9 protein-coding genes are annotated in these 21,414 nt (G+C 68.4%); 4 read left to right on the forward strand and 5 right to left on the reverse strand.

Going from position 1 to position 21,414, the window contains the following annotated elements; translation table 11 throughout:
• Window positions 1-33: 33 nt before the first annotated feature.
• From ACFCVM_RS04415 to ACFCVM_RS04425, 3 genes are all read right to left on the reverse strand, one after another.
• On the reverse strand, window positions 34-1,122 hold the full coding sequence (locus tag ACFCVM_RS04415) for a BMP family protein (RefSeq protein ID WP_375834336.1): 1,089 nt from the start codon (window positions 1,120-1,122) through the stop codon (window positions 34-36).
• A 155-nt stretch (window positions 1,123-1,277) separates the two neighbouring features.
• Window positions 1,278-2,384: a BMP family protein gene (locus ACFCVM_RS04420; protein ID WP_375834338.1), complete on the reverse strand. Its 1,107-nt coding sequence runs from the start codon at window positions 2,382-2,384 to the stop codon at window positions 1,278-1,280.
• Between the two features lie 21 nt (window positions 2,385-2,405).
• On the reverse strand, window positions 2,406-3,524 hold the full coding sequence (locus tag ACFCVM_RS04425; protein WP_375834340.1) for a mannose-1-phosphate guanylyltransferase: 1,119 nt from the start codon (window positions 3,522-3,524) through the stop codon (window positions 2,406-2,408).
• A gap of 192 nt (window positions 3,525-3,716) precedes the next feature.
• On the opposite strand from ACFCVM_RS04425, the gene sdhC reads away from it, so the two are divergent.
• From sdhC to ACFCVM_RS04445, 4 genes are read left to right on the forward strand one after another with little or no spacing between them, the layout of a single operon-like run.
• Window positions 3,717-4,139 (forward strand): succinate dehydrogenase, cytochrome b556 subunit, encoded by a 423-nt coding sequence (sdhC, locus tag ACFCVM_RS04430; RefSeq protein WP_375834343.1) that lies wholly within the window; start codon window positions 3,717-3,719, stop codon window positions 4,137-4,139.
• Window positions 4,140-4,152: 13 nt separating this feature from the next.
• On the forward strand, window positions 4,153-4,599 hold the full coding sequence (locus tag ACFCVM_RS04435; protein WP_375834346.1) for a succinate dehydrogenase hydrophobic membrane anchor subunit: 447 nt from the start codon (window positions 4,153-4,155) through the stop codon (window positions 4,597-4,599).
• A gap of 7 nt (window positions 4,600-4,606) precedes the next feature.
• On the forward strand, window positions 4,607-6,430 hold the full coding sequence (gene sdhA / locus ACFCVM_RS04440) for a succinate dehydrogenase flavoprotein subunit (protein ID WP_375834349.1): 1,824 nt from the start codon (window positions 4,607-4,609) through the stop codon (window positions 6,428-6,430).
• Between the two features lies 1 nt (window position 6,431).
• Window positions 6,432-7,190: a succinate dehydrogenase iron-sulfur subunit gene (locus ACFCVM_RS04445; RefSeq protein WP_056652159.1), complete on the forward strand. Its 759-nt coding sequence runs from the start codon at window positions 6,432-6,434 to the stop codon at window positions 7,188-7,190.
• A gap of 130 nt (window positions 7,191-7,320) precedes the next feature.
• On the opposite strand, the gene ACFCVM_RS04450 is transcribed toward ACFCVM_RS04445, so the two are convergent.
• A complete protein-coding gene (locus ACFCVM_RS04450) occupies window positions 7,321-16,707 on the reverse strand; it encodes a hypothetical protein (protein WP_375834353.1) in 9,387 nt (3,128 codons plus the stop codon).
• A 309-nt stretch (window positions 16,708-17,016) separates the two neighbouring features.
• Window positions 17,017-21,318, reverse strand: a complete 4,302-nt coding sequence (locus ACFCVM_RS04455; RefSeq protein ID WP_375834355.1) for a hypothetical protein — start codon at window positions 21,316-21,318, stop codon at window positions 17,017-17,019.
• Between the last annotated feature and the right edge of the window lie 96 nt (window positions 21,319-21,414).

Consider the following 21,414-nt stretch of genomic DNA (forward strand, 5'->3'; position numbering starts at 1 on the left):
AAGCCGACCTCCCCGATCCGGTGGTGCCTCGACTCAGCCGGCGAGGTAGGAGTTGACCGTCACGTCGCCCGCGATGATCGCGGCCTTGAGGTCGTCGAGCTCGGCCTGGAGCGTCGGGGAGACCTTCGACTCGAAGTCGTGGAACGGCGCGAGGCCGACGCCCTCGTTCTCGAGCGTGCCGAGGAACGGAGCCGGGTCGAATTCGCCGTTGCCGGCAGCGAGCACGGCCTCGTAGGTGCCGACGTCGATGCCCTTGAGGATCGAGGTCAGGATGAGGTCGGCAACCGACGGGTCGGTCTGCGTCAGGTCGGCGTCGACACCCATGAGCGCGACGTCGGCTCCGGCGTCGCGGACCGCAGCGGCCGCCGACTGGTAGATGGGGCCACCGACGGGCAGCAGCACGTCGACGTTCTGGTCGAGCAGGCCCTGCGCGGTCTGGCGCGCGGTGTCGTTGGCTTCGAAGCCACCGGTGAAGAGGCCGTCGGTGCCGTCCCAGCCGAGGACGGTGACGCCCTTGCCCTTCTGCTCGTTGTAGTAGTCGACGCCCTGCTTGAAGCCGTCCATGAAGATCGAGACGGTCGGGAAGTTCATGCCGCCGAAGGTGCCGACCGTGTTGGTCTTCGTGTAGTCGGCAGCCGCGTAGCCGCCCAGGAACGCGGCCTGCGCCGTGTCGAAGAGGATCGGCTTGATGTTCGGCGCGTCGACCTCGCCGTCGAAGTCGTTGTCGGCCGCGTCGTCGATGATGACGTATTCGATGTCGGGGTTCTCGAGCGCGGACTCGACCGTGGCGGCCGAGAGCGCGAAGCCGACGGTGACGATGAGGTCGCAGCCCTGGTCGACGAGGTTCGTCAGGTTGGGCGCGTAGTCGGTCTCGGAGTCGGACTGCACATCGGTGAGCTCGACGCCGAGCTCTTCGGCGGCCTTCGTGGCACCCTCGAAACCGAGCTGGTTGAACGACTTGTCGTCGAAGCCGCCGGAGTCGGACACCATGCAGGGCTTGAAGTCGATGGCCTCGCCACCGTCGCCCGTCTCTTCAGGTGCGGATGCGCAACCGGCGAGCAGCACGGCTGCACCGAGCAGCGCGAGGCCGCTGAGCGCGGCCTTCTTGGTCGTGACCTTCACTGTGTCCTCCAAAGACTGTCGCCCCGACCGTTCCGAGGCTCGTGCAGTCACGTTACCGAATGTTGCGCCGCGCGGACGGCACACGACATCCAATGGTTATCAAGACGCGATGTTGTGCTCATATGAGCACCACGTGTGTCCCGCGTACGGGGGGATCACGGCGCGCTCGGCGACTCCACGACGATCTCGCCGGCGATGATCGCCTGACGGAGCCCCTCGATCTCGCCGTCGAGCGCCGGCGTCACGAGCGCGGCGAGGTCGTGGTACGGGGCGATCTCCACCCCGCCGTTCTCGAGCGTGCCCACGAACGGTTCGTTGGTGAATTCGTCGTCGAGCACGGCGCCGACGATCTCGACCATCGCGTCCTGCGTGTTCTTCAGCACGCTCGTGAGGATCACGGGTCGGTACTTCGCCGCGAGCGACTCGTAGCCGTCGCTGTCGACCCAGATGATCGACACCCCGCCGCGTTCGAGCGCTGCCGAGGCCGCCCCCTCGCCCACCTGGCCCGCGACCGGCAGGATGACGTCGGCGCCTTGGTCGATGAAGCCCTCGGTCAACGTCTTGCCCTTGTTGACGTCTTCGAAGTCGCCCGTGAACGCACCGTCCTGCGCGGCCTTGTCCCAGCCGAGCGCGCGCACCTGTGCACCGTGCACCTCGTTGTACTTGGCGACGCCGTCGACGAACCCGTCCATGAACAGGGTCACCGGGGGCTGGTTGCCCCCGCCGAATGTCGCGACGACCCCGGTCTTGGAGACGCCGGCCGCGAGGTAGCCGGCCAGGTAGGAGGCCTGCGCGGTGTCGAAGACGACGGGCTTGACGTTGTCGGCCTCGACCGTCTCGTCGACGATCGCGAAGGCGAGCTCGGGGTTCTTGCCGGCCTGGTCGAGGGTCGCCTCCGCGAGCTCCCAACCGACCGTGACGATGAGCTCGCAGCCCGACTCGACGGCCTGCGCCACGTTGGGGGCGAGATCGGTCTCACCGGTCGAGACGATCGCCTCTGCTTCGATGCCGTATTCGTCTTCGGCCTCCTGCAGCCCCTCCCAGCTCGACTGGTTGAAGGAGCGGTCCTCGAGGCCCCCCGAGTTCGTGACCATCCGCACGCACGACTCGCTCGCCGAGCCGCCGGCTCCGGCTTCGGGAGCGGGCGCGCAGGCCGCGAGCGCAACGGATGCCGCGGCCAGCACGGCCCCGACGGAGATGCTTCGGCGCAGCGCCGACCGACGAACGGAACCTCGCCGGCGCGATCCTCGACCCTGAGACATCCGGTACCTGCTCTCTCGTGCCTACAGCACGTCGTTGGATCCGCCGAGCCGGAGGGCGTCGACGACGGCCTTGACTCGTTGGGCGTGCTCGCTCGTCGTGACGAGCAGCGCGTCTGGTGTGTCGACGACGACGATGTCGTGCACGCCGATGAGGCTGATGACCCGCTTCGACCGGCTGACGACGATGCCGCTCGAGGCGTCGGAGAGCACACGTGCATTCTCTCCGAGAATCGCGAGCTCACCCGAGCGGCCTGCGGTGTTGAGCTTGGCGAGCGAGGCGAAGTCCCCGACGTCGTCCCACACGAAATGCCCGCGGATGACGGCGAGCCGGCCGGCCGCGGCCGCCGGCTCGGCGACCGAGTAGTCGATGGCGATCTTCTCGAGACGCGGCCAGATGCGATCGACGGCCGGCCCGCGCGTCGCGGGATCGTCCCATGCCTCGGCGAGCTCGAGGAGTCCGGCGTGCAGCTCGGGTTTGTTCCGTGCGATCTCGGCGAGCAGCGCATCGGCGCGTGCGATGAACATGCCGGCGTTCCAGAGGTGCGCACCGTCGGCGAGGTAGCGCTTGGCGGTGTCGAGATCTGGCTTCTCGACGAAGCTCGCGACAGCCTCGACGTGCTCGGCGCCGTGGACCTCGAGGGGCGCGCCGCACTCGATGTACCCGAAGCCGACGGCGGGCTCGGTCGGCGTGATGCCGATCGTCGCGATGTAGCCGGCGCGGGCCGCCGCGACGGCGTCGGTCACGGCCGCGCGGAAGAGCGCGGTGCCCGAGATCACGTGGTCGGCGGCGAAGGAGCCGATGATCACGCCGGGCTCACGGCGTTCGAGGATCGCCGCCGCGAGGCCGATCGCGGCCGTCGAGTCGCGCGGCTCGCTCTCGAGCACGACGTTGTGGTCGGCGAGCCCGGGAAGCTGGGCCTCGACGGCTGCGCGGTGGGCGCGACCCGTGACGACCATGATGCGGCCGTCGCCCGAGAGCGGTGCGAGCCGGTCCCACGTGTCTTTGAGCAGCGTCTGACCGGATCCCGTGAGGTCGTGCAGGAACTTCGGCGCGTCGGCGCGCGAGAGCGGCCACAGCCGGGAGCCGACGCCGCCGGCGGGGATGACGCTGTAGAAGCCGTCGATCGGGGATTCGTCCATCCGCACAGCTTAACGGGAGCACCCGTCGGCGACACGGGCCTGGACGCCGCGGCATCCGATATCTCGACGTCGAGAGAGTTAGGCAGGCCTTAGCGGCGGCTGCTGTGGCTCGGGTCTACACTCGAATCGGGCCGTGTGCCCGTCATGCCCCGGCCTCTTCGGGGCGATTCACACAGCCAGGGAGGGTTGTTCATGCCAGAGACTTCGGCAGGAACCCTGACCGCACCCGCGAAGCCTGCGAAACAGAAGCCTGGTGGCACGCTGTACCGCGGCCGTGAGGGTATGTGGTCATGGGTGCTGCACCGCATCACGGGTGTCGCGATCTTCTTCTTCCTCCTCGTGCACATCCTCGACACGGCGCTCGTGCGCGTCAGCCCCGAGGCGTACAACGCGGTCATCGGCACCTACCAGACGCCCATCATGGGCCTCGGCGAGGTCGCCCTGGTCGGTGCCATCGTGTTCCACGCGTTCAACGGACTGCGCATCATCCTCGTGGACTTCTGGTCCTGGGCCACGCGCAACCAGAAGCTCCTCTTCTGGATCGTCATCGCCCTGTGGGTCGTGACGATGCTCGCGTTCACGCCGCGCCACCTCATCAACGTCTTCAGCCACTAGGGAGCCGCGGGACATGACTGCCATCGAAACGTCGGCGCTGAAGCCAGCCGATCGCCCCCGCCGCCGCGGCATCAACCTCGAGAAGTGGGGTTGGATCTACATGCGCGCCTCGGGCGTCGTGCTGATCGTGCTCATCTTCGGACACCTCTTCATGAACCTCATGGTCGGCGACGGCGTCAAGGCCATCGACTTCGGCTTCGTCGGCGGCAAGTGGGCCGACCCGTTCTGGCAGTGGTGGGACGTGCTGATGCTCTGGCTCGCCCTCATCCACGGCGCCAACGGCATGCGCACGATCGTCAACGACTACACGAGCCCCGGCGTCGTGCAGAAGGTGCTGAAGGGCGCCCTCTTCGCCGCCGCGGCCGTGCTCATCATCCTCGGCACGCTCGTCGTCTTCACCTTCGAGCCCTGCCCTGTCGGCGCACCCGCCGACCTGCTTCCCTCGTTCTGCGCCGCTTAGGAGATCCGTGAACACCCAGAGCGCCGACGCCGAGACCACGGTCATCGACGGCGTCCACTACCACCAGTTCGACATCGTCATCGTGGGCGCCGGCGGCGCCGGCATGCGCGCGGCGATCGAGGCCGGCCCCGGCGCGAAGACCGCGGTCATCTCGAAGCTCTACCCGACCCGCTCGCACACGGGTGCGGCGCAGGGCGGCATGGCCGCGGCGCTCGCGAACGTCGAGGAGGACAGCTGGGAGTGGCACACGTTCGACACCGTCAAGGGCGGCGACTACCTCGTCGACCAGGACGCGGCGGAGATCCTCGCGAAAGAGGCGATCGACGCGGTCATCGACCTCGAGAACATGGGCCTGCCGTTCAACCGCACCCCTGAGGGCAAGATCGACCAGCGCCGCTTCGGCGGTCACACCCGCGACCACGGCAAGGCGCCCGTTCGCCGCGCCTGCTACGCGGCCGACCGCACGGGTCACATGATCCTGCAGACGCTGTTCCAGAACTGCGTCCGCCTCGGCATCAACTTCTTCAACGAGTACTACGTGCTCGACCTCGTCATGACGGAGGTCGACGGACCGGATGGATCCAAGACGAAGCAGCCCTCGGGCGTCGTCGCCTACGACCTCGCCTCGGGTGAGCTCCACGTCTTCCAGGCGAAGGCCGTGATCTTCGCGACCGGCGGCTTCGGCAAGATCTACAAGACCACCTCGAACGCCCACACGCTCACGGGCGACGGCGTCGGCATCATCTGGCGCAAGGGGCTGCCGCTCGAGGACATGGAGTTCTTCCAGTTCCACCCGACCGGGCTCGCAGGCCTCGGCATCCTCCTCACCGAGGGCGCCCGCGGCGAGGGTGCGATCCTCCGCAACGCCTCGGGCGAGCGCTTCATGGAGCGCTACGCGCCCACCATCAAGGACCTCGCGCCCCGCGACATCGTCGCCCGCTGCATGGTGCAGGAGGTCGCAGAGGGCCGCGGCGCCGGCCCCCACAAGGACTACGTGCTGCTCGACTGCACCCACCTCGGAGCAGAGGTGCTCGAGACGAAGCTCCCCGACATCACCGAGTTCGCCCGTACCTACCTCGGCGTCGACCCCGTGTTCGAGCCGGTGCCCGTCATGCCGACCGCGCACTACGCGATGGGCGGCATCCCGACGAACGTCGCAGCAGAGGTGCTCTCCGACAACGACACCGTCGTGCCGGGCCTCTACGCCGCAGGCGAGTGCGCCTGCGTCTCGGTGCACGGCTCGAACCGTCTCGGCACGAACTCGCTGCTCGACATCAACGTCTTCGGCAAGCGCGCCGGGCGCAATGCGGTCGAGTACGTGAAGACGGTCGACTTCACTCCCCTGCCGTCCGACCCGGCCGCGGCCGTGCGCGGCATGCTGGAGCAACTCCGCGACTCCGACGGCACCGAGCGCATCGCCGCGATCCGCAAGGAACTGCAGGACGAGATGGACAAGAACGCGCAGGTGTTCCGCACCGACGAGTCGCTCGAGCACGTCACGAAGGTCATCGCGGGCCTCCGCGACCGGTACCGGAACGTCGCAGTGCACGACAAGGGCAAGCGCTTCAACACCGACCTGCTCGAGGCCGTCGAGCTGGGCTTCCTGCTCGACCTCGCCGAGGTCGTCGTGTACTCGGCCCGCAACCGCAAGGAGAGCCGCGGCGGCCACATGCGCGACGACTTCCCGAACCGCGACGACGCCAACTACATGCAGCACACGATGGCGTATCTGTCGGGCGACGCGCACTCGTCGGATGCGGCGGACCACATCCGGCTCGACTGGAAACCGGTGACGATCACCCGCTACCAGCCCATGGAGAGGAAGTACTGACGTGAGCACTGCAACGCTCGAAGCCCAGTCCACGGATGCCGCGATCCAGTCGTTCACTGTCACGTTCCTGATCCGCCGCTTCGACCCCGATGTCGACACCGAGCCGCGCTGGCAGGACTTCGACGTCGAGATGTACGCGACCGACCGCGTGCTCGACGCCCTGCACAAGATCAAGTGGGAGCAGGACGGTTCGCTCACGTTCCGTCGCTCGTGCGCGCACGGCATCTGCGGATCCGACGCGATGCGCATCAACGGCCGCAACCGCCTGGCCTGCAAGACGCTCATCAAGGACCTCGACATCTCGAAGCCCATCTACGTGGAGGCCATCAAGGGCCTGCCGCTCGAGAAGGACCTCATCGTCGACATGGAGCCGTTCTTCGCGAGCTTCCGCGAGGTGCAGCCTTTCCTCGTCGCGAACTCGAAGCCCGAGGCGGGCAAGGAGCGCGTGCAGTCGGTCGCCGAGCGAGCGATCTTCGACGACACCACCAAGTGCATCCTCTGCGCGGCGTGCACCTCGTCGTGCCCCGTGTTCTGGACCGACGGCCAGTACTTCGGCCCTGCGGCGATCGTGAACGCGCACCGCTTCATCTTCGACTCGCGCGACGACAACGCGCAGACGCGACTCGACATCCTGAACGACAAGGAGGGCGTGTGGCGCTGCCGCACGACCTTCAACTGCACCGAGGCGTGCCCCCGCGGCATCGAGGTGACGAAGGCGATCGCCGAGGTCAAGCAGGCCGTCATGCGCGGCAAGCCGTAGGGCGAGCACCCCAGACCGACCCTGAACGGGGCCGATGCCGAACGGCATCGGCCCCGTTTCGTGTGTCGGTCAGGGCACGAGAGAGGGCCGGGTCACGACCCGGCCCTTCCCGTTCGCGGTGACGGAGCCGTTACTCGGCGGCCTCCCCCGCACGGCGACGACGGATCATCATCGCGGCGATCAGGAGTGCGCCGGCGACGAGCAGACCGCCCGCGCCCCACAGGAGTGGCGCTCCCGCGAACCCGGTCGAGGCGATGGCGCCCGCCTGCGGGATCTTGACCGTGACCGTCGAGTCGTCGCAGATCACCGGCAGCTCCGGATCGATCACCGAGAGCACCGAGACCTCCCCTTCAGGTTGCACCTCGGGCGGCTCCGGCAGATCGTTCCAGCAGACCTCGCCCGTGTTGTCGATGCTCGACTTCTTCGAGGCGGGGTTCAGCGTCACGGTCAGCACCACGTCCGGGGCATCGGGCTGGGTGCCGCCGATCATGCCGTTCAACACGCAGTGCAGCGTGCCGCCGTAGCCGGCCGAATCCTTGCCGGTGACCTCGCAGTCATCCCAGCGCGGGAAGGCGGGAGCGGGATCGGTCGTGATCGCGGTGACCTTGAGGTCGCCGGGGATCTCGTCGAACAGTTCCATGGCCTCGACCGCACCGAGCCCCGAGTTGGTGACCGAGAGCGTGTAGTCGAACGAACTGCCCGGCTTCGCCTCGGTCACGCTCGACGTCTTGAGGATCTCGACCGTCGGGTCGCGCTGCACCTCGCAGGCCGGGGTGGCCTGCGGGTACACCGCGAGCACCGACTGGCTCGGGTTGACCTGGAAGGTGATCGTCATCGGGTTGACCTGGTCGGCGAACGCGTAGCTCTCGAGCTTCGAGTCCTTCACCATGTTCTCCCAGATGTCGACGATGCCGTTCTCGCCGACGACGTCGCCCTCCTGGATCAGGCGCCAACCGGGCCATCCGATCGAGATGCCTTCGTCGTTGACCACGCCGTACGGCCACAGTGTGCGACCGTTGCGCTGCTCCCACGGGATCTCCATGACGATCGGAGTCGCGTCGGGGTAGACGCTCGCATCGGGCGTCCACGTCACCGTGATCGGACCCGGCGCGACCGAGCCGGTCGTCTGCACGTTGTGGTACAGGTACGGCACGTCGTTCACGCACTGCACGTAGGCGTTCGCCTGCATGGCCTTGGTGGGCACGTCTGCGGTGTCGCAGTCGTTCGTGGGATCGACGTCGAACTCCGAGATCTCGACGCACGCCGTGTTCTCGATGTTCTCCGCCGGCACGAGCGGAGGAGCCTCACCGGGGTTCTCGGGCAGTTCCGGCCCGACGGCGGGATCCTTCAGCGTCACGGGGATCGTGATCGTCACGATCGGTCCGGTTGCGAAGGTCGCATCGGTCGTCCAGGTCAGCTCGCTGCCGTTCTGGAGGAACGTCCACGATCCGACCGGGTCGAGCGTGATGTCGGCCGGGTCGAACTCGAGCGAGTCGGCCAGCACGTCCTTCACGACGACGCCCTCGACCGGTGTCGGCCCGTTGTTCGTCACCGTCAGCACCCAGTTGAACGTGTTCTCCTCGGTGCCGGCCTCGACTGCGGTGACTCCCTCGGGCAGCACCGCGGTCTTCACGATGCCGACCTCGACGATCGGGATGTCGACGCAGCCGCTGATGGGCGTCTCGATCTGGCCGCTCGTGAAGAGCGCCCCGTTGAAGAAGCCGTGGCCGCTCTCGGTCGCGACGCACTTCGCGAGGTCGATGTCGGTGATCTTCGTGACATCGACGATGGCCGTGATCGACCAGGTCTGGTCGACCCCCGCGAGGATCGGTCGGTCGTCGGCGAGCACGGTGGCGTCGCCGGTGCCGGTCCAGTCGGCGACCGGGTCGCCGTTCGGGTCCTCAGCCGTGGCCGTGAACGTCGCACCCGCCGGGAAGGCCGGCTCGTCGCTCAGGTCGTAGTAGAGGTTCTTCTCGGGGTCGGCCGTCACGACGATCTCGTAGTTCACCGTCCACGTGCCGTCGAGGTTCTCCGTCGGCGAGCCGACGACCGTCTTCTCGGCAGTGGCACGTCCCGGCTCATCGCAGGCACTGGCCTCCGTCGGCAGGTCGCCGACGGTGAGGGTGGCCGTGTTGCGGAAGCCGCCCTCGACCTCGGTGCACTCGACGGTCTCCTCGACCCATGCGTCCTCGGTCACCGTCGCCTCGACGGTCACGAAGTACTCGTGGAATCCCTCGCCCGCCGTGAGGATCACGTTGTTCGCGAGTTCCTCCGTGGGTTCGATCGCGGGGTCAGCCCAGCTGCCGCTCGACCCACCCGGTCCGGTCCACGTCGCCTCGTCGATCGTGATGCCCTCGCCGAAGTCGGCGAGCGTGTCACTGAGGTCGTAGGTCACGGCCGAGACGACGCTCTCGTCGGTCACCGTGATCTTGTACTCGATCGTCCAGGTGCCGTCGGCGTTCTGCTCGGTCCCGATGACCTCCTTGTCGAAGAGGTACGTGGCCGGGGCCGCGGTGTTGGTGATCTCGCAGTTCACCTCCTGACCGGGCTGCAGCACGACGTCGCCGTCAGCGGCGTCGAGCACGAGCGGCGCGACGCCGTTCGTGGAGACGCAGCTCCAGAGCGAGGGCGTGAACTCGTCGGCACCGGCGAAGGCCGCCGCTTCGGAGAGCGTGTAGGCCAGGTTCGAGTCGACGGTTCCCGTTGCGGTTCCATCGCCGGAGATGACCTCCGTGTCGCCGTCGGCGGCCGTCAGCGTCCAGAGCGTCGGCGGGAAGTCCGGTGCGATCGCGAGCGGCAGCACCTTCTTCTCGAGCGTCAGCTTCGGCGCGACATCCGTGTTCGTGATGTCGCAGTCCACGGTGGCGCCGAGCTCGGTGACCGTGAGGGTCGCGCTCCTCGAACCGGGCGTGCTCACCAGGGTGAACGCGTCCTCGCCGCTTTCGGACTCGCAGGTCCACGTCGCCGAGACCTCGTACTCGACGCCGTCCTCCCAGACGGTCGAGACCTCGTTCAGGGTGTAGCCGACACCTCGGTCCACCGGGCCGGTCGCGGTGCCCGGTCCGCCGAAGCCGTCCTCGGGTCCGCTCGCCGACACCGTCCAGTCGGCCGGCACTGCCGCGCCGCCGTGCTGGTTGTCGACGTGCTTCTCGAGGGTGACCGTCTGCGTGCAGGTGACGGGGTTCGTCACGGTGTACGTGTTGACCGTGCCGGCGAGGGTCTTGTCGCCCACGCCGATCGGGTCTTCGGCGACGCAGCCGCTCGGCACGAGCACCTCTCCCTCGCCGACGGTCACCTCTGCGCCGTCGACGTACGGTCCCTGCTCGGTGCTCCACGGCACGTTCTGGCCGTCGAGCGTGGCCTGGGCGGTGAAGCCAGCCGGGAGGGACGGGCTGTCCCACGCGATCGGCGAGCCGCCGTCGATGGTCCACATCTTCTCGATGACCACGACCACCGGGACGTCGAAGCAGGCGTCATCTGTGTAGGTGTCGCCGGAGGTGACGGTCGCGGTGTTGAGCAGGCCCTGCTCCTCGCAGCTCAGCGACGGATCGCTCGGCGTGGATTCGACCGTGAACTTCACGAGCACGGTGAAGACGTCGCTCGCGCCGGCCGGGAGCGGCTGGTCCTGCACGATCGAGTCGGTCGTCGACGGAGTGTTCCAATCCGGGTCGACCGTCGCGTCGGCGCTCGTGACCGTGCGTTCCGTGATGGTCGCGGCATCCGCGAACTCGGGCTCGTCCTCGAGGTCGTAGACGAGCTCCTGGCTCGGCGAGAGGTTCTTCACCGTGACGGTGTAGGTCGCCTCCCAGTGGTCACCCACTCGCGTGACCGATCCCTGGGCGACCTTCGTCACCTCGGGCTCGGCAGGCACGCCGCAGCCGGTATCGGTCTGCGTGCTCGTGCCGGAGGTGAGCTTCGCCTCGTTCAGGAACCCGACGTTCGGGGCACCCTGGCTCGGCGTGCACGTGTCGGTCGTCGGGTCGGCGAAGGCCGCCTTGTCGACCTTCGCGGTCACCGTGACCGTGAACTCCTCGACGACGTCGACGCCGATGGTCCGCGGCGAGCTGACGAGCGTCGCGGTCGGGTCGCCCTCGGGGTCGGCCCAGCTGCCCGACGTGGTTCCCGACCAGGCTGCGGTCAGCACGTCGATCTCGGGACCGAACTTCAGGGTGTCGGCCAACGTGTACTTCGTGACGAAGTCCGCGTTGCCGGTGACCGTGATCGGGTAGGTGATGGTCCACACGCCGTCAGCACCCTGCACGACCGTCGGGTCGCCCTTCGCGACCGTCGGAACACCGCCGTCGGTGATGTCGGTGCAGTCGCTGTCCTCCAGCTCGAACTGGCCGCTCGTGAGCACCGCCGTGTTGAAGAAGCCCTTGCCAGCGGTCGGAGCGGTCGGAACGCACTTGAGATCGGCGCCGGGCACGGAGCCGGACGGGACATCGACGTTCAGCACGATCGTGTAGACGTGCGTGGCGCCGGCCGCGATCGCGGTGTTTCCGACGACCTCGATCGAGCCGCCGGCGTACGACTCCACCGAGCCGCCGTCGACCTGGTACGAGTGGTACTCGACACCAGCCGGGAAGCCGGGTTCGTCATCGAGCGAGTAGTACGAGGGCTTGGCGCCGGGCGCCGTGTTCGAGACCGTCAGGGTGTAGGTCACGTTCCAGCTGCCGTCGGGCTGCTGGGCTGCGGTCGCCCCCGACTTCACGATCGTCGGAACGCTCGGTGCATCGCACGCGGTGTCGACGGTCGGAACGCCGGCGACGGTCAGCGTGGCTGCGTTGTTGAATGCCGCGGCGTTGGCGTTCGGGCCCGGGCACGCCGTCTGGGACGGCAGCGGGGTGGGGCCGGTCAGCACGATGCCGGTCACCGTGATGCGGTACACGTCGCTCGGGTCGGGGTCGCCGGCCGCGAGGTAGGCGCCGGTCGCGAGCGACGCGCCGTCCGTCCACGGGGCAGCGGCGCCGCCGTTCTTCGCGAGCGTGTAGCTCGCGCCCGAGACATCGACGCCGGCGCCGAACTTCGTCGCGTCGACGAGGTCGTAGACGCCGCCGATGGCACCGGTGTTCTTGACGGTGATGTCGTACGCGATCGACCACGTGCCGTCGGCGGCCTGGCTCACCGAGCCGGGGACGACGGTCTTGTCGTGCACGATCGTCGGCTTGTCGACGGAGACGCAACCGGTTGCGGTGCCGGTCTGGTTGCCGGCCGTCACCTTCGCGGTGTTGTCGAGGTTCGGGCAGAGGAGCGCCGGGGCATCCGCGCCGATCGCGACCGTGATCGCGACGGTGTAGACGTGCGTGTCGACACCGGCGGTACCGGCGAGCGTCACGTTGTCGGCGAGCAGCGTGTTCGGCGCGATGCCGGTCCAGCCGGGCACGAGCGCGACGCCGGCCGGCGGGGTGACCGTGCGGCCGAGCACGTCGACGGATGCCGGGTAGCCCAGCGCGTCGTCGAGGTCGTACTGCACGCTCGTGGTGGCCGAGGGGTTGGTCACCGTGATCGTGTAGGGCAGCGTCCACGTGCCGTCGCCGTTGTCGACGGCCGTGCCGCCGACCTTGGCGATCGTCGGCTTGACCGGAACCGAGCAGTCCTGGGCGGGGTACGCGACACCGCCGACGGTCATGACCGCCGTGTTCAGGAATCCGACGGTGCCGGGGGTGCCGGCGTCGCAGGCGGTCGGGCTCGTGCCGCCGAAGTCGGCGCCCGGTGCGACCGTCGCGTTGACGGTCACGTGCCACGTGTGCGAGGTGCCCTTGACCAGCGGGGGCTCACCGGCGAAGGCCTGCTCGCTGTCGAACGCGGCACTCCACGGCGTCGACGAGCCCGGCGGTGCCGGCAGCGTGCGCTGGTAGCTCGCGCTGTTCACCGTGACGTTGTCGCCGAAGTCGAGCGTGTCGGTGAGGCTGTACGTCAGATCCTGGAACGCGCTCGGGTTCGTCACGACGATGTCGTATCCGATGTCCCAGCTCACGCCGTCGGCGTTGGGAGTGGGAACGGCCGCGGTCTTCACGATCGTCGGCGTGATCGCCTTGAGCGTGTTGGTCACGGTGCAGTCGACCTTGTCGCCCGGTGCGAGCGGAGGGACCGACGGGCCGGGAACAGCTGCTCCGCCGTTCTTCGAGCAGAGCCACGTGCCGGCCTGGAACTGGTCGGCGTTCGGCAACGCCGTCGACTCGGAGAGTGCGATGGTCTCACCGGCGGGCACATCCACGAATCCACCCGTGCCGCCGTCGCCCTGGGCGACGATGACGGCGCCCACCTTGGCGGCGAGGTTCCACGAGGTCGGCAGCGCCACGTTGCCGGTGACGACCTTCGTCAGCTTGAGCTGCGGCGGGATCGGCTTGTTCGTGATGACGCAGGTGCCCTGTGCGAGTGCCGTCAGGGTGATCGTCGTCGTCGTGACGTACTGGCCGTCGGGGCTCGTCTTGCACTGGATGCTCACCTGCTCGAATCCGGCGGGGCCGCCGCTCTCCGAGATGGTGTAGCTCGTGCCCGGTCGGACGAGCACGGTGTTGCCGGTCGTCGTCTGCACGGGCGTGAGGCCGGGGATCGAACCGCTCGGCGTCGCGATGAGGTTCCAGTCGCTCGGATCGGCTTCGACGCCGTCGAGCTCCTGCACGCTCTTGACGAGCGTGAGCTGCGCGGTCTGGTTGACCGCGGTGCACTGCACGCGGAACCCGAGCGGGACCGTCACGCCGCCGTTCAGGCCGTCGGCGAATCCGGGTACGACGGCTCCCTGCGCATTCGTCTGCACGCAGTCCCAACTGCCGGATGAGCCCGGAATCGGCACGGCGTTCTGGCCGAGCGTCTGCACGTAGCGCGGGTCGCCGCTCTCGGTGAGCGGGTAGGTCACGTTCGGCGTCACGAGCGCGGTCGCGCCGGCGCTGCCGGTGGCTCCGTTCGGGCCCGGGAGGGCGCCTCCGGGCGCCACGGCGTCGAGGTTCCACGTGGTCGCGGCGACACCGCCGTTCGCCACCGTCTTCTTCAGCGTCAGCTGGGAGTCGCACGTGACGGTGTTCGTGATCGTGTAGCTGTTGTCACCGGGTTGGAGGGTCGGGCTGAAGGGCAGGGAGCCGTTGGCCGGCACCTGGCCGTTCGCGAGCGTGACCTTCCGGTCGGTGATCGTGCAGAGGTCGCGCGAGCCGACACCGGTCGTCTCGTTGAGCGCGACGACGGTGTTCGCCGGCAGCGGGCCCTGCGTGGTCACCCACGGCGCGTTGGCGCCGTTGACCGTCAACTGCGCGGTGAGGCCGGTCGGCTGGTTGCCGTGCTGGTAGGTGGTGCCGTTGACCACCCAGACCTTGTTGACGCTGAAGTTCGACTGCGGCAATGGCGGCCGGTTCCAGACGTTGCACGTGATCGCCTGCGTCGAGCTCACCGGGATCGAGAACCCGTTGGCCTCATTCGACACGGTGATGGCGTTGCCCGTGGCCTGATCGGTGCAGACCGCGTTCTTGCCGCCCGTCTGCACGATGCTGTGGCCCTGCGGGTCTTCCGTGACCTTCACCGTTCCGTTGGTGGTGCCGCCCGCGAAGGTGAGCGGCAGGTTCACGGCGCCGGTGCCGGCAGCGGTCGTCCCCTCCTGGGTGGGCGGGGTGATGCCGGGGGTCGTCGGTGCGGCGGTGAACTTCCAGCCGCCTGCAGGCGTCTGACCGGTCTTCTGCTCACCGGTGCTCGAGCTCGAGACGACCTGCTTGACGACCGAGACCGATCCCTGGCAGGCGCCGAGCGCGAGGTTGCGGAGGATCGTTCCGGCCTGGTCGTAGCTCGACGACTGGAAGTAGTCGGAGTTGAGCTGGTCGCCCGAGATGGCGACGAGGTTGTCGGGCGAGCCGCCGACACCGCTGCCGACCCCGAAGGCGATGACGCGAGTGCCGAGCGCCTTCACCGCGTTGGCAGAGAACACGCCGTTCTCGACCTCGCGGAAGCGGGTGCGGTTGCCCGGACCCTCGTCGTTCGCGTAGACGGTCGGGTTGCCGTCCGTCAGCACGAGCGCGATGTCGTACTGCGTGCCGCTCGTCGCGACCTGGTAGATGCCGCGGTCCCAGTTCGTCGCCTCGGTCGGCGTCGTGAAGGTGTCGATGTGGTTGCGCACGATGTTCGCGCCGGCGACCGTCGACACCGGCGTGATGCCGAGGTTCGAGCCGGCCGTTGCGGGGGCGACGTTGTTGAAGGTGAAGATGCCCACCTGCGAGGGGGTGCCCTGCAGCGCAGTGACGAAGCCCTTCGCGGCGTTCTTCAGGTCGGTGAAGTTCGGCGCGACGGAGCCCGAGAGGTCGATCACGAGCGCGATGCGAACGCCGCACTGCTGCGCCCGCGTCGGGTTCGCGAGCGAGTTCTGCCAGATGCCGCCGGACGCGTTGTTCGCGCTGTTGCCCGTGGCGATCATGAAATCGGCCAACGAGCTGAGGGTCTCGCCGGCGTCGACGTCCGCGATGCGGAACCGGTAGGGCGCGGAAGCGGGGGTCTCGCCCACGGCGAGCGTGTCATTGGCGGACCAGCCTGCCGGAACGCCGGGCACTGCCTGGGCGACCCAGAAGTTGGAGTTGTTGGCGTTCGGGACGCTGAAGGTGCAGACGCCTGCGGGGGTCGACACGCACGTGGCCCACGGCTGGTTGATGACCGATCCGAACGAACCGCCGTTGTCGGTGTAGAGCTGCAGGGTCACTCCCCCGAGGCCGCCGACGCTGGAGGTGCCGGTGCGCGAGCCGCCCACCTGGACGTTGATCGTGGCGGGGCCCGTGTAGGTCTGCGTGAACGTGCAGTTCGCGGTCTTGTTGTTGCTGTCGGGGAAGGTGACCGTTCGAGCTGCCTGGTTCCAGGTGGGGTCGCCGCCGCCCGGGCCGCCGGTCGTGCACGTGAAGGTGGTCGTGTAGTCCGCCGGCCCGCTGTCGGCGAAGAGGGTGTAGGTGTTGTTGCGCGGCACCGGCCGGGTCTGCCCCGACGTGAAGTTGAAGTTGTCGCTGTTGCTCGAGCGCACGGCGTGCAGGGTCCACTGACCCGCGGTCGCCGATCCGCCGGAGACGACGTTCGTCATGGTGAGACTGCCGCAGTTCGTCGTACAGTCCGCGGTGTCGGCCGGGAAGACCGCCATCGGCGTGATGTCCATCGGCGCCTTCAGGTTCGGCGCAGGCAGGCTGTCCTCCGGCGGGGTGCTCGCCGGCGGAGTGTCGACCGGCACTTCGGACGGCGTCTCCTCGACAGGAGTCGGCTCGCTCGGCGTCTCGACGGCAGGGGCGTCGCTGGCCGGCTGTTCAGTGGCGGGCGCCTCGCTCGACGTCTCGTCGCTCGTCGTCGCCTCTTGCGTCTCGCTCGTCGTCGCGGCATCCGGTGCCGGCTCGACCGCTTGCTCCGCGAACGCCGTCATCGGCAGCCCGATCGCCAGCAGGGCGCCGACCGAGAGCGATGCGATGAGCGCGGTGGCTCTGCGCTTCCTCGTCTCCACTCGCTGTCGGCGCGACCGGCGGGGCCGTGCGTCGTCGTGGGAAGTGTTGCCGAACCAGCTGTCCATGATGGCCTTCTTGTGCTCGGGTGAGAAAGCAAAAACCTGAGTCCGTTGCCCAGTCCCGGCGAGTCAATCAGAGGAAATGGGGGACACGGTAGAGCGGCCATGGCACCAGTCCGGGGGGCATAAACGACGAAGAATCCCGTATTGATCGGGATGTTCGTACGAAATGTCACCCGAAGGTGGGGTACCCGAGACTTTCTCAAGTGCCCCGAATGGGGGACAAGCAGATCCTGCGCGGCACGACCTCGGGCCGGGCGCGCGGATGCCGCGGCTCACATGAGCCGCGGCATCCGCGTATCTGGGCTCCCGCGCTTACACTCCCCCGGCGCGGCGTCTCCGGATCACGACGAACGCGACCGCGATGCCGCCGACGAGGAGCATGCCCGCCGCGATCCAGACGAACGGTCCGCCGGCGAAGCCGGTACTCGCGATGGCAGCGCCGGGTTGCGGAACATGCACGGTGACGGTCGAGTCGTCGCACAGGATCGGCTCGGCGGGATCGAGCAGGAACGCTCCCTCGGCCGCCGGGGCGGTCTGGTCGTCGGGCAGGTCGTTCCAGCAGATCTCACCGGTGTTGACGATGCTCGACCAGGTCGACGTCGGACTCAGCGTGACCGAGAGCACCACGTCGGGCGCATCCGGCCGGGTGCCGCCGATCTGACCGTTCAGGACGCAGTGCAGGGTGCCGCCGTAGCCGCCGGCATCCTTGCCCGTCACCTCGCAGTCGTCCCAGCGCGGGAACGCCGGAGCCGGCGGCGTCGTGATCGCGTTCACCTTGAGGTGGCCCGGGATCTCGTCGAAGAGTTCCATCGCCTTCGTCGCGCCGAGGCCCGGGTTCGTGATCGACAGCGTGTAGTCGAACGTTCCGCCGGGCATCACCGAGGTGACGCTCGAGGTCTTCTCGATCAGCGGCCCTGCCTCGCGGGTCACCGCACAGGCGGGTGTCGCCTGCGGGTAGACGGCGAGCACCGACTGACTCGGGTTGATCTCGAAGGTGATCGTCATCGGGTGCAGCTGGTCGGCGAACGCGTAGCTCGGAAGCGACGAGTCCTTCACCATGTTCTCCCACGAGTCCACGATCGTGCCCTCGCCGACGACGTCTCCCGGCTCGGCGAGGCGCCATCCTGGCCAGCCGATCGAGATTCCCTCGGCGTTGACCTCGCCGTACGGCCACAGCAGGCGTCCGTTGCGCTCGGCCCACGGGATCGTCTGCACGATCGGCACGGCGTCGGGGTAGAACGCCGGGTCGGGCGTCCAGGTGACGGTGATGTCCGACGGCGTCACCGGTCCGGCCGTCATGACGTTGTGGTACAGCCACGGCACATCGTTGATGCACTGGACGTACGCGTTCGCCTGCATGGCCTTCGTGGGCACCGTGGTGTCGTCGCAGTCGTTGCCGGGGTTCACGTCGCTGACGGGCAGCGACGGACCATCGACCGCGGCGAGCGCGGCGACGTCGTCGGTCGGCGCCTCGGGGTCCGGCACGACGATCGAGACGCACGCCTCGTTCATCACGGGCTCGGCGGGCACGGGCTCGGGCGGCACCTCGGGGTTCTCGGGGATCGGCACGACCGGCTCGCCGAGGAAGCGCACCTGGAACCGGAACTCGGTCACGGATCCGGCGGCGTAGACGCCGTCGTACACCGCGGTGAATTCGTTGCCCGTGAACGACGCATCCCAGTTGGGGTCCGCCGGGGTGATCTCGATCGCGCTGAGGACCTCGAGCGTGTCGGGCAGGGTGTCGGTCACCATGGCACCGGGAACGTCGGGTCCGTGATTCGTCACCGTGAGCGTGAACCAGAAGTCCGAGTCCGCCGGGTCGCCGTCGGGATCGAAGTTGTCGATCGCCTCGACGCCCTCGCTCAGCTCGTAGGCCTTCACGATGCCGAGGTCGGCCGGGTCCGCGGTGTTCACGATCGTGCAGGTGACATGGCCGCCTGCCGGCACGTAGACCTCGGCGTCGGACTGCAGCCGCGCGAGCTCCGGATCCTCGTCGTCGCACACCCAGTCGCCGGGCACATAGGTGCCGTCGTCGACGTAGGGGTTGTCGGAGTCGGGGTTCGGCCGCTCACTCAGGTCGTACCAGCCGTCGGGAACGAGGTAGGTCCTGCCCGGGTCCGACATGCCGGGATCCTCGACCGTGACGGGCCCTTCGGCCTTCAGCAGCCAGTCGCTCGGCTGGGCGAACGGGAAGTCGGGGATACCCTCGACCTCGTCGTTGTCGACCGTCTTGATGAGCGTCAGCCGCGCGGGGGCGTCGCAGGCCTCGTCTTCACGTACTCCCGTGCCGATCGTGACGATGCCGGTGTTGGAGAACCCGCCGCCCTCCTCGCCGTCGCAGCCGTACTCGGGCGTGCCGTCGTCGTCGATGGTCGCGGTGATGCGGACGAACCAGCTGTCGGTCACGCCGACCGCAATGGGCACGTTCGTGGCCAGCACGTACTCGGCGACCGGATCGAACGGACCGACCAGCGGATGTCCCGGAAGGTTCGGATCCTCGCCCGGCTCCCAGTACTCGATCGCCGTGATCGTCATGTCGTCACCGAAGTCCGTGGCGTCCGACAGCGTGTAGTTCGTGTCGACGTCGCCCGTGTTCTCGACATCGAGCGTGTAGCCGATCGTCCAGTCCCCCGTTGCCACATCGAGATCCGTCTGCACGACGTTCTTGTCGATCGCGATGTCGGGCGTCGGGTTGTTCGTGACGCAATCGTCGATCGGCGTCGTCGATGCGACGGACTTCACGTCGTCGGGGCACCGCCCGTTGTCACCTGGCGTGACCACGTTCTTCAGCACCTCGTCGAATGCGTCGTCGTGGACCTTCACGGAGAACGAGAGGGTGGCGCTGCCCCCCGGATCGAGGTCCGGGATCGACCAGGTCAGCGTCGTGCCGTCGAGGTCGGCCCCCGGCGCGAGCGGCAACTGGATGGTCGCATCGTCGAGCACGTCGCTCAGGTCGTCGACGAGCTCTGCTCCGGTCACCGGAACGGCCCCGTCGTTCTCCGCATGCAGCGTGTACGTGACGGTCTGGCCGGGCTCGACGGTCGAGCCGTCACTCGGATTCACCGTCTTCCATGCGAGCCACCGCGGCGCGAAGGTGTTGAGCACCCAGCAGTGCGTCGTGGTCTCCTTCGCGACCGTGGCCGTGAAGGTGCGGGCGTTCGAGTCGAACGGCACCGCGGCCGCGTCGTTCAGATTCGGCGTGGTGCCGCACCTGGCCCCCGTGAGGAGGCTGCCGCCGTTCGCCGTCTCGGTGAAGACGACCTGACGAGCGGGCGGGTCGGGCTGCGCCGCGTAGCCGGTCACCTCGTAGGGATCGGTCTGGCTCGACGCGTCGGTGGCGTCGCTCGTGGGATCGACGTCGGAGGTCGCGGTCGAGAACTCCCAACCCGCCCCTCCTGCGACACCGGGGAACGCCGCACCGACCTGCTTGTGGATGATGACGTTGCCGCCGCAGAGCGCCTTGGCGACGAGCTGCAGATCGTCGGCGAGGCTCGCGTAGTTGGTCGAGGTCATGTAGTCGGCGGTCGCGATGTTCGAGCCGTCGAACGCGGTGCCGCCCGAGATCGCCTGGATCGGACCGAGCGAGACGTTGGGACCGACCGCCACCACGAACATGTGCGACGGTGTTCCCTTGATCGCGTTGGCCTGGAGGATCGCCGGGTCCAGAGCACCGGGAGACCCGTCGGGGAACTCGCCGCCGTTGTTCGGGTCGACCGTGTTCGGGTTGCCGTCGGTGATCACGATGGTCAGTTCGACGGGTTTGTCGCTGAACCCGGCGAACGAGCCGAGACCGACTTCGAGTCCGCGCTTCCAGTTCGTCCAGCCGTCGGAGGCGAGGCCGCTGTAGGAGCCCTGGATCGTCGCGAGGTTCGCGCTCGTGAGCGCCATCGCGGGCCGCAGGAGACTCGCGTCCTGGTCGAACGACGTGACCGAGACCTCGGAGCCCGTGTCCTTCAGGGCCGAGGTGAACGCGTCAGCGGCGTCTTTCAGGTTCGCGATGCCCGCATCGCCGATCGAGCCCGACTTGTCGAGCACGAGGGCGAAGTCGAGTCCGCAGCTGTCGGGCAGGTCGGGGTTCGGCGCCGGGCTCGGTGATGTGGTGGTGGCTGCGAAGCTGCGGAGACCGGCCTGTTGTTCGGCCAGGCATGCGTCGCGTGCGCTGCGGTCGTCATTGCCGATCGGGATCGCCATGCAGTCGACGGGCGCGGGCGCCGCGACCTGCTGTCCTGCGGCATCGCCCGCCGGAGGCACTGCCTCCTCGGCCGGCGGCTCGACCGCTTCCGCGGGAGGCTCGACCGCTTCTGCGGGTGGTGTCTCCTCAGCTGCCGGAGGCGCTGCCTCCTCGGCCGGCGGCTCGACCGCTTCTGCGGGCGGTGTCTCCTCTGCGGGCGGCTCCGCCGCCTCCGTCGCGGCCGGTTCGTCCGCCTGAGTCGCGGCCTCGTCCGATGCTGCGGGCGGGGTCGCCAGCTCATCGGCGGCGGCGAGCGTCGGGCCGCCGAACAGGATCAGCGCGCCGACCGTCACCACGGCGAGCAGCGCTCGGATCGGCGAGGACGGCGGTGGTGCCGATTCATCGGAACGGGCGGCGGATCGAGTGCGCAGTCTGCGATGCATGACGAACTCCACGTTCGGGTGCTGAAAGGCCGGCTCGGGCGAATTCTCGGGTCAGCGGCACCAGTCTCCTCGCACATTTCCGCAGAACTCAAGGAT

It is taken from the genome of Agromyces sp. NPDC056389 (assembly GCF_042262385.1).
In the GTDB taxonomy this organism is placed as follows: Bacteria; Actinomycetota; Actinomycetes; order Actinomycetales; family Microbacteriaceae; genus Agromyces.

Bases quoted from the DNA above. Each gene is read 5' to 3' on its own strand.
- ACFCVM_RS04420 (WP_375834338.1), bottom strand. From the start codon at position 2,384: ATGTCTCAGGGTCGAGGATCGCGCCGGCGAGGTTCCGTTCGTCGGTCG.
- ACFCVM_RS04425 (WP_375834340.1), bottom strand. From the start codon at position 3,524: ATGGACGAATCCCCGATCGACGGCTTCTACAGCGTCATCCCCGCCGGC.
- sdhC (WP_375834343.1), top strand. From the start codon at position 3,717: ATGCCAGAGACTTCGGCAGGAACCCTGACCGCACCCGCGAAGCCTGCG.
- ACFCVM_RS04435 (WP_375834346.1), top strand. From the start codon at position 4,153: ATGACTGCCATCGAAACGTCGGCGCTGAAGCCAGCCGATCGCCCCCGC.
- ACFCVM_RS04450 (WP_375834353.1), bottom strand. From the start codon at position 16,707: ATGGACAGCTGGTTCGGCAACACTTCCCACGACGACGCACGGCCCCGC.
- ACFCVM_RS04455 (WP_375834355.1), bottom strand. From the start codon at position 21,318: ATGCATCGCAGACTGCGCACTCGATCCGCCGCCCGTTCCGATGAATCG.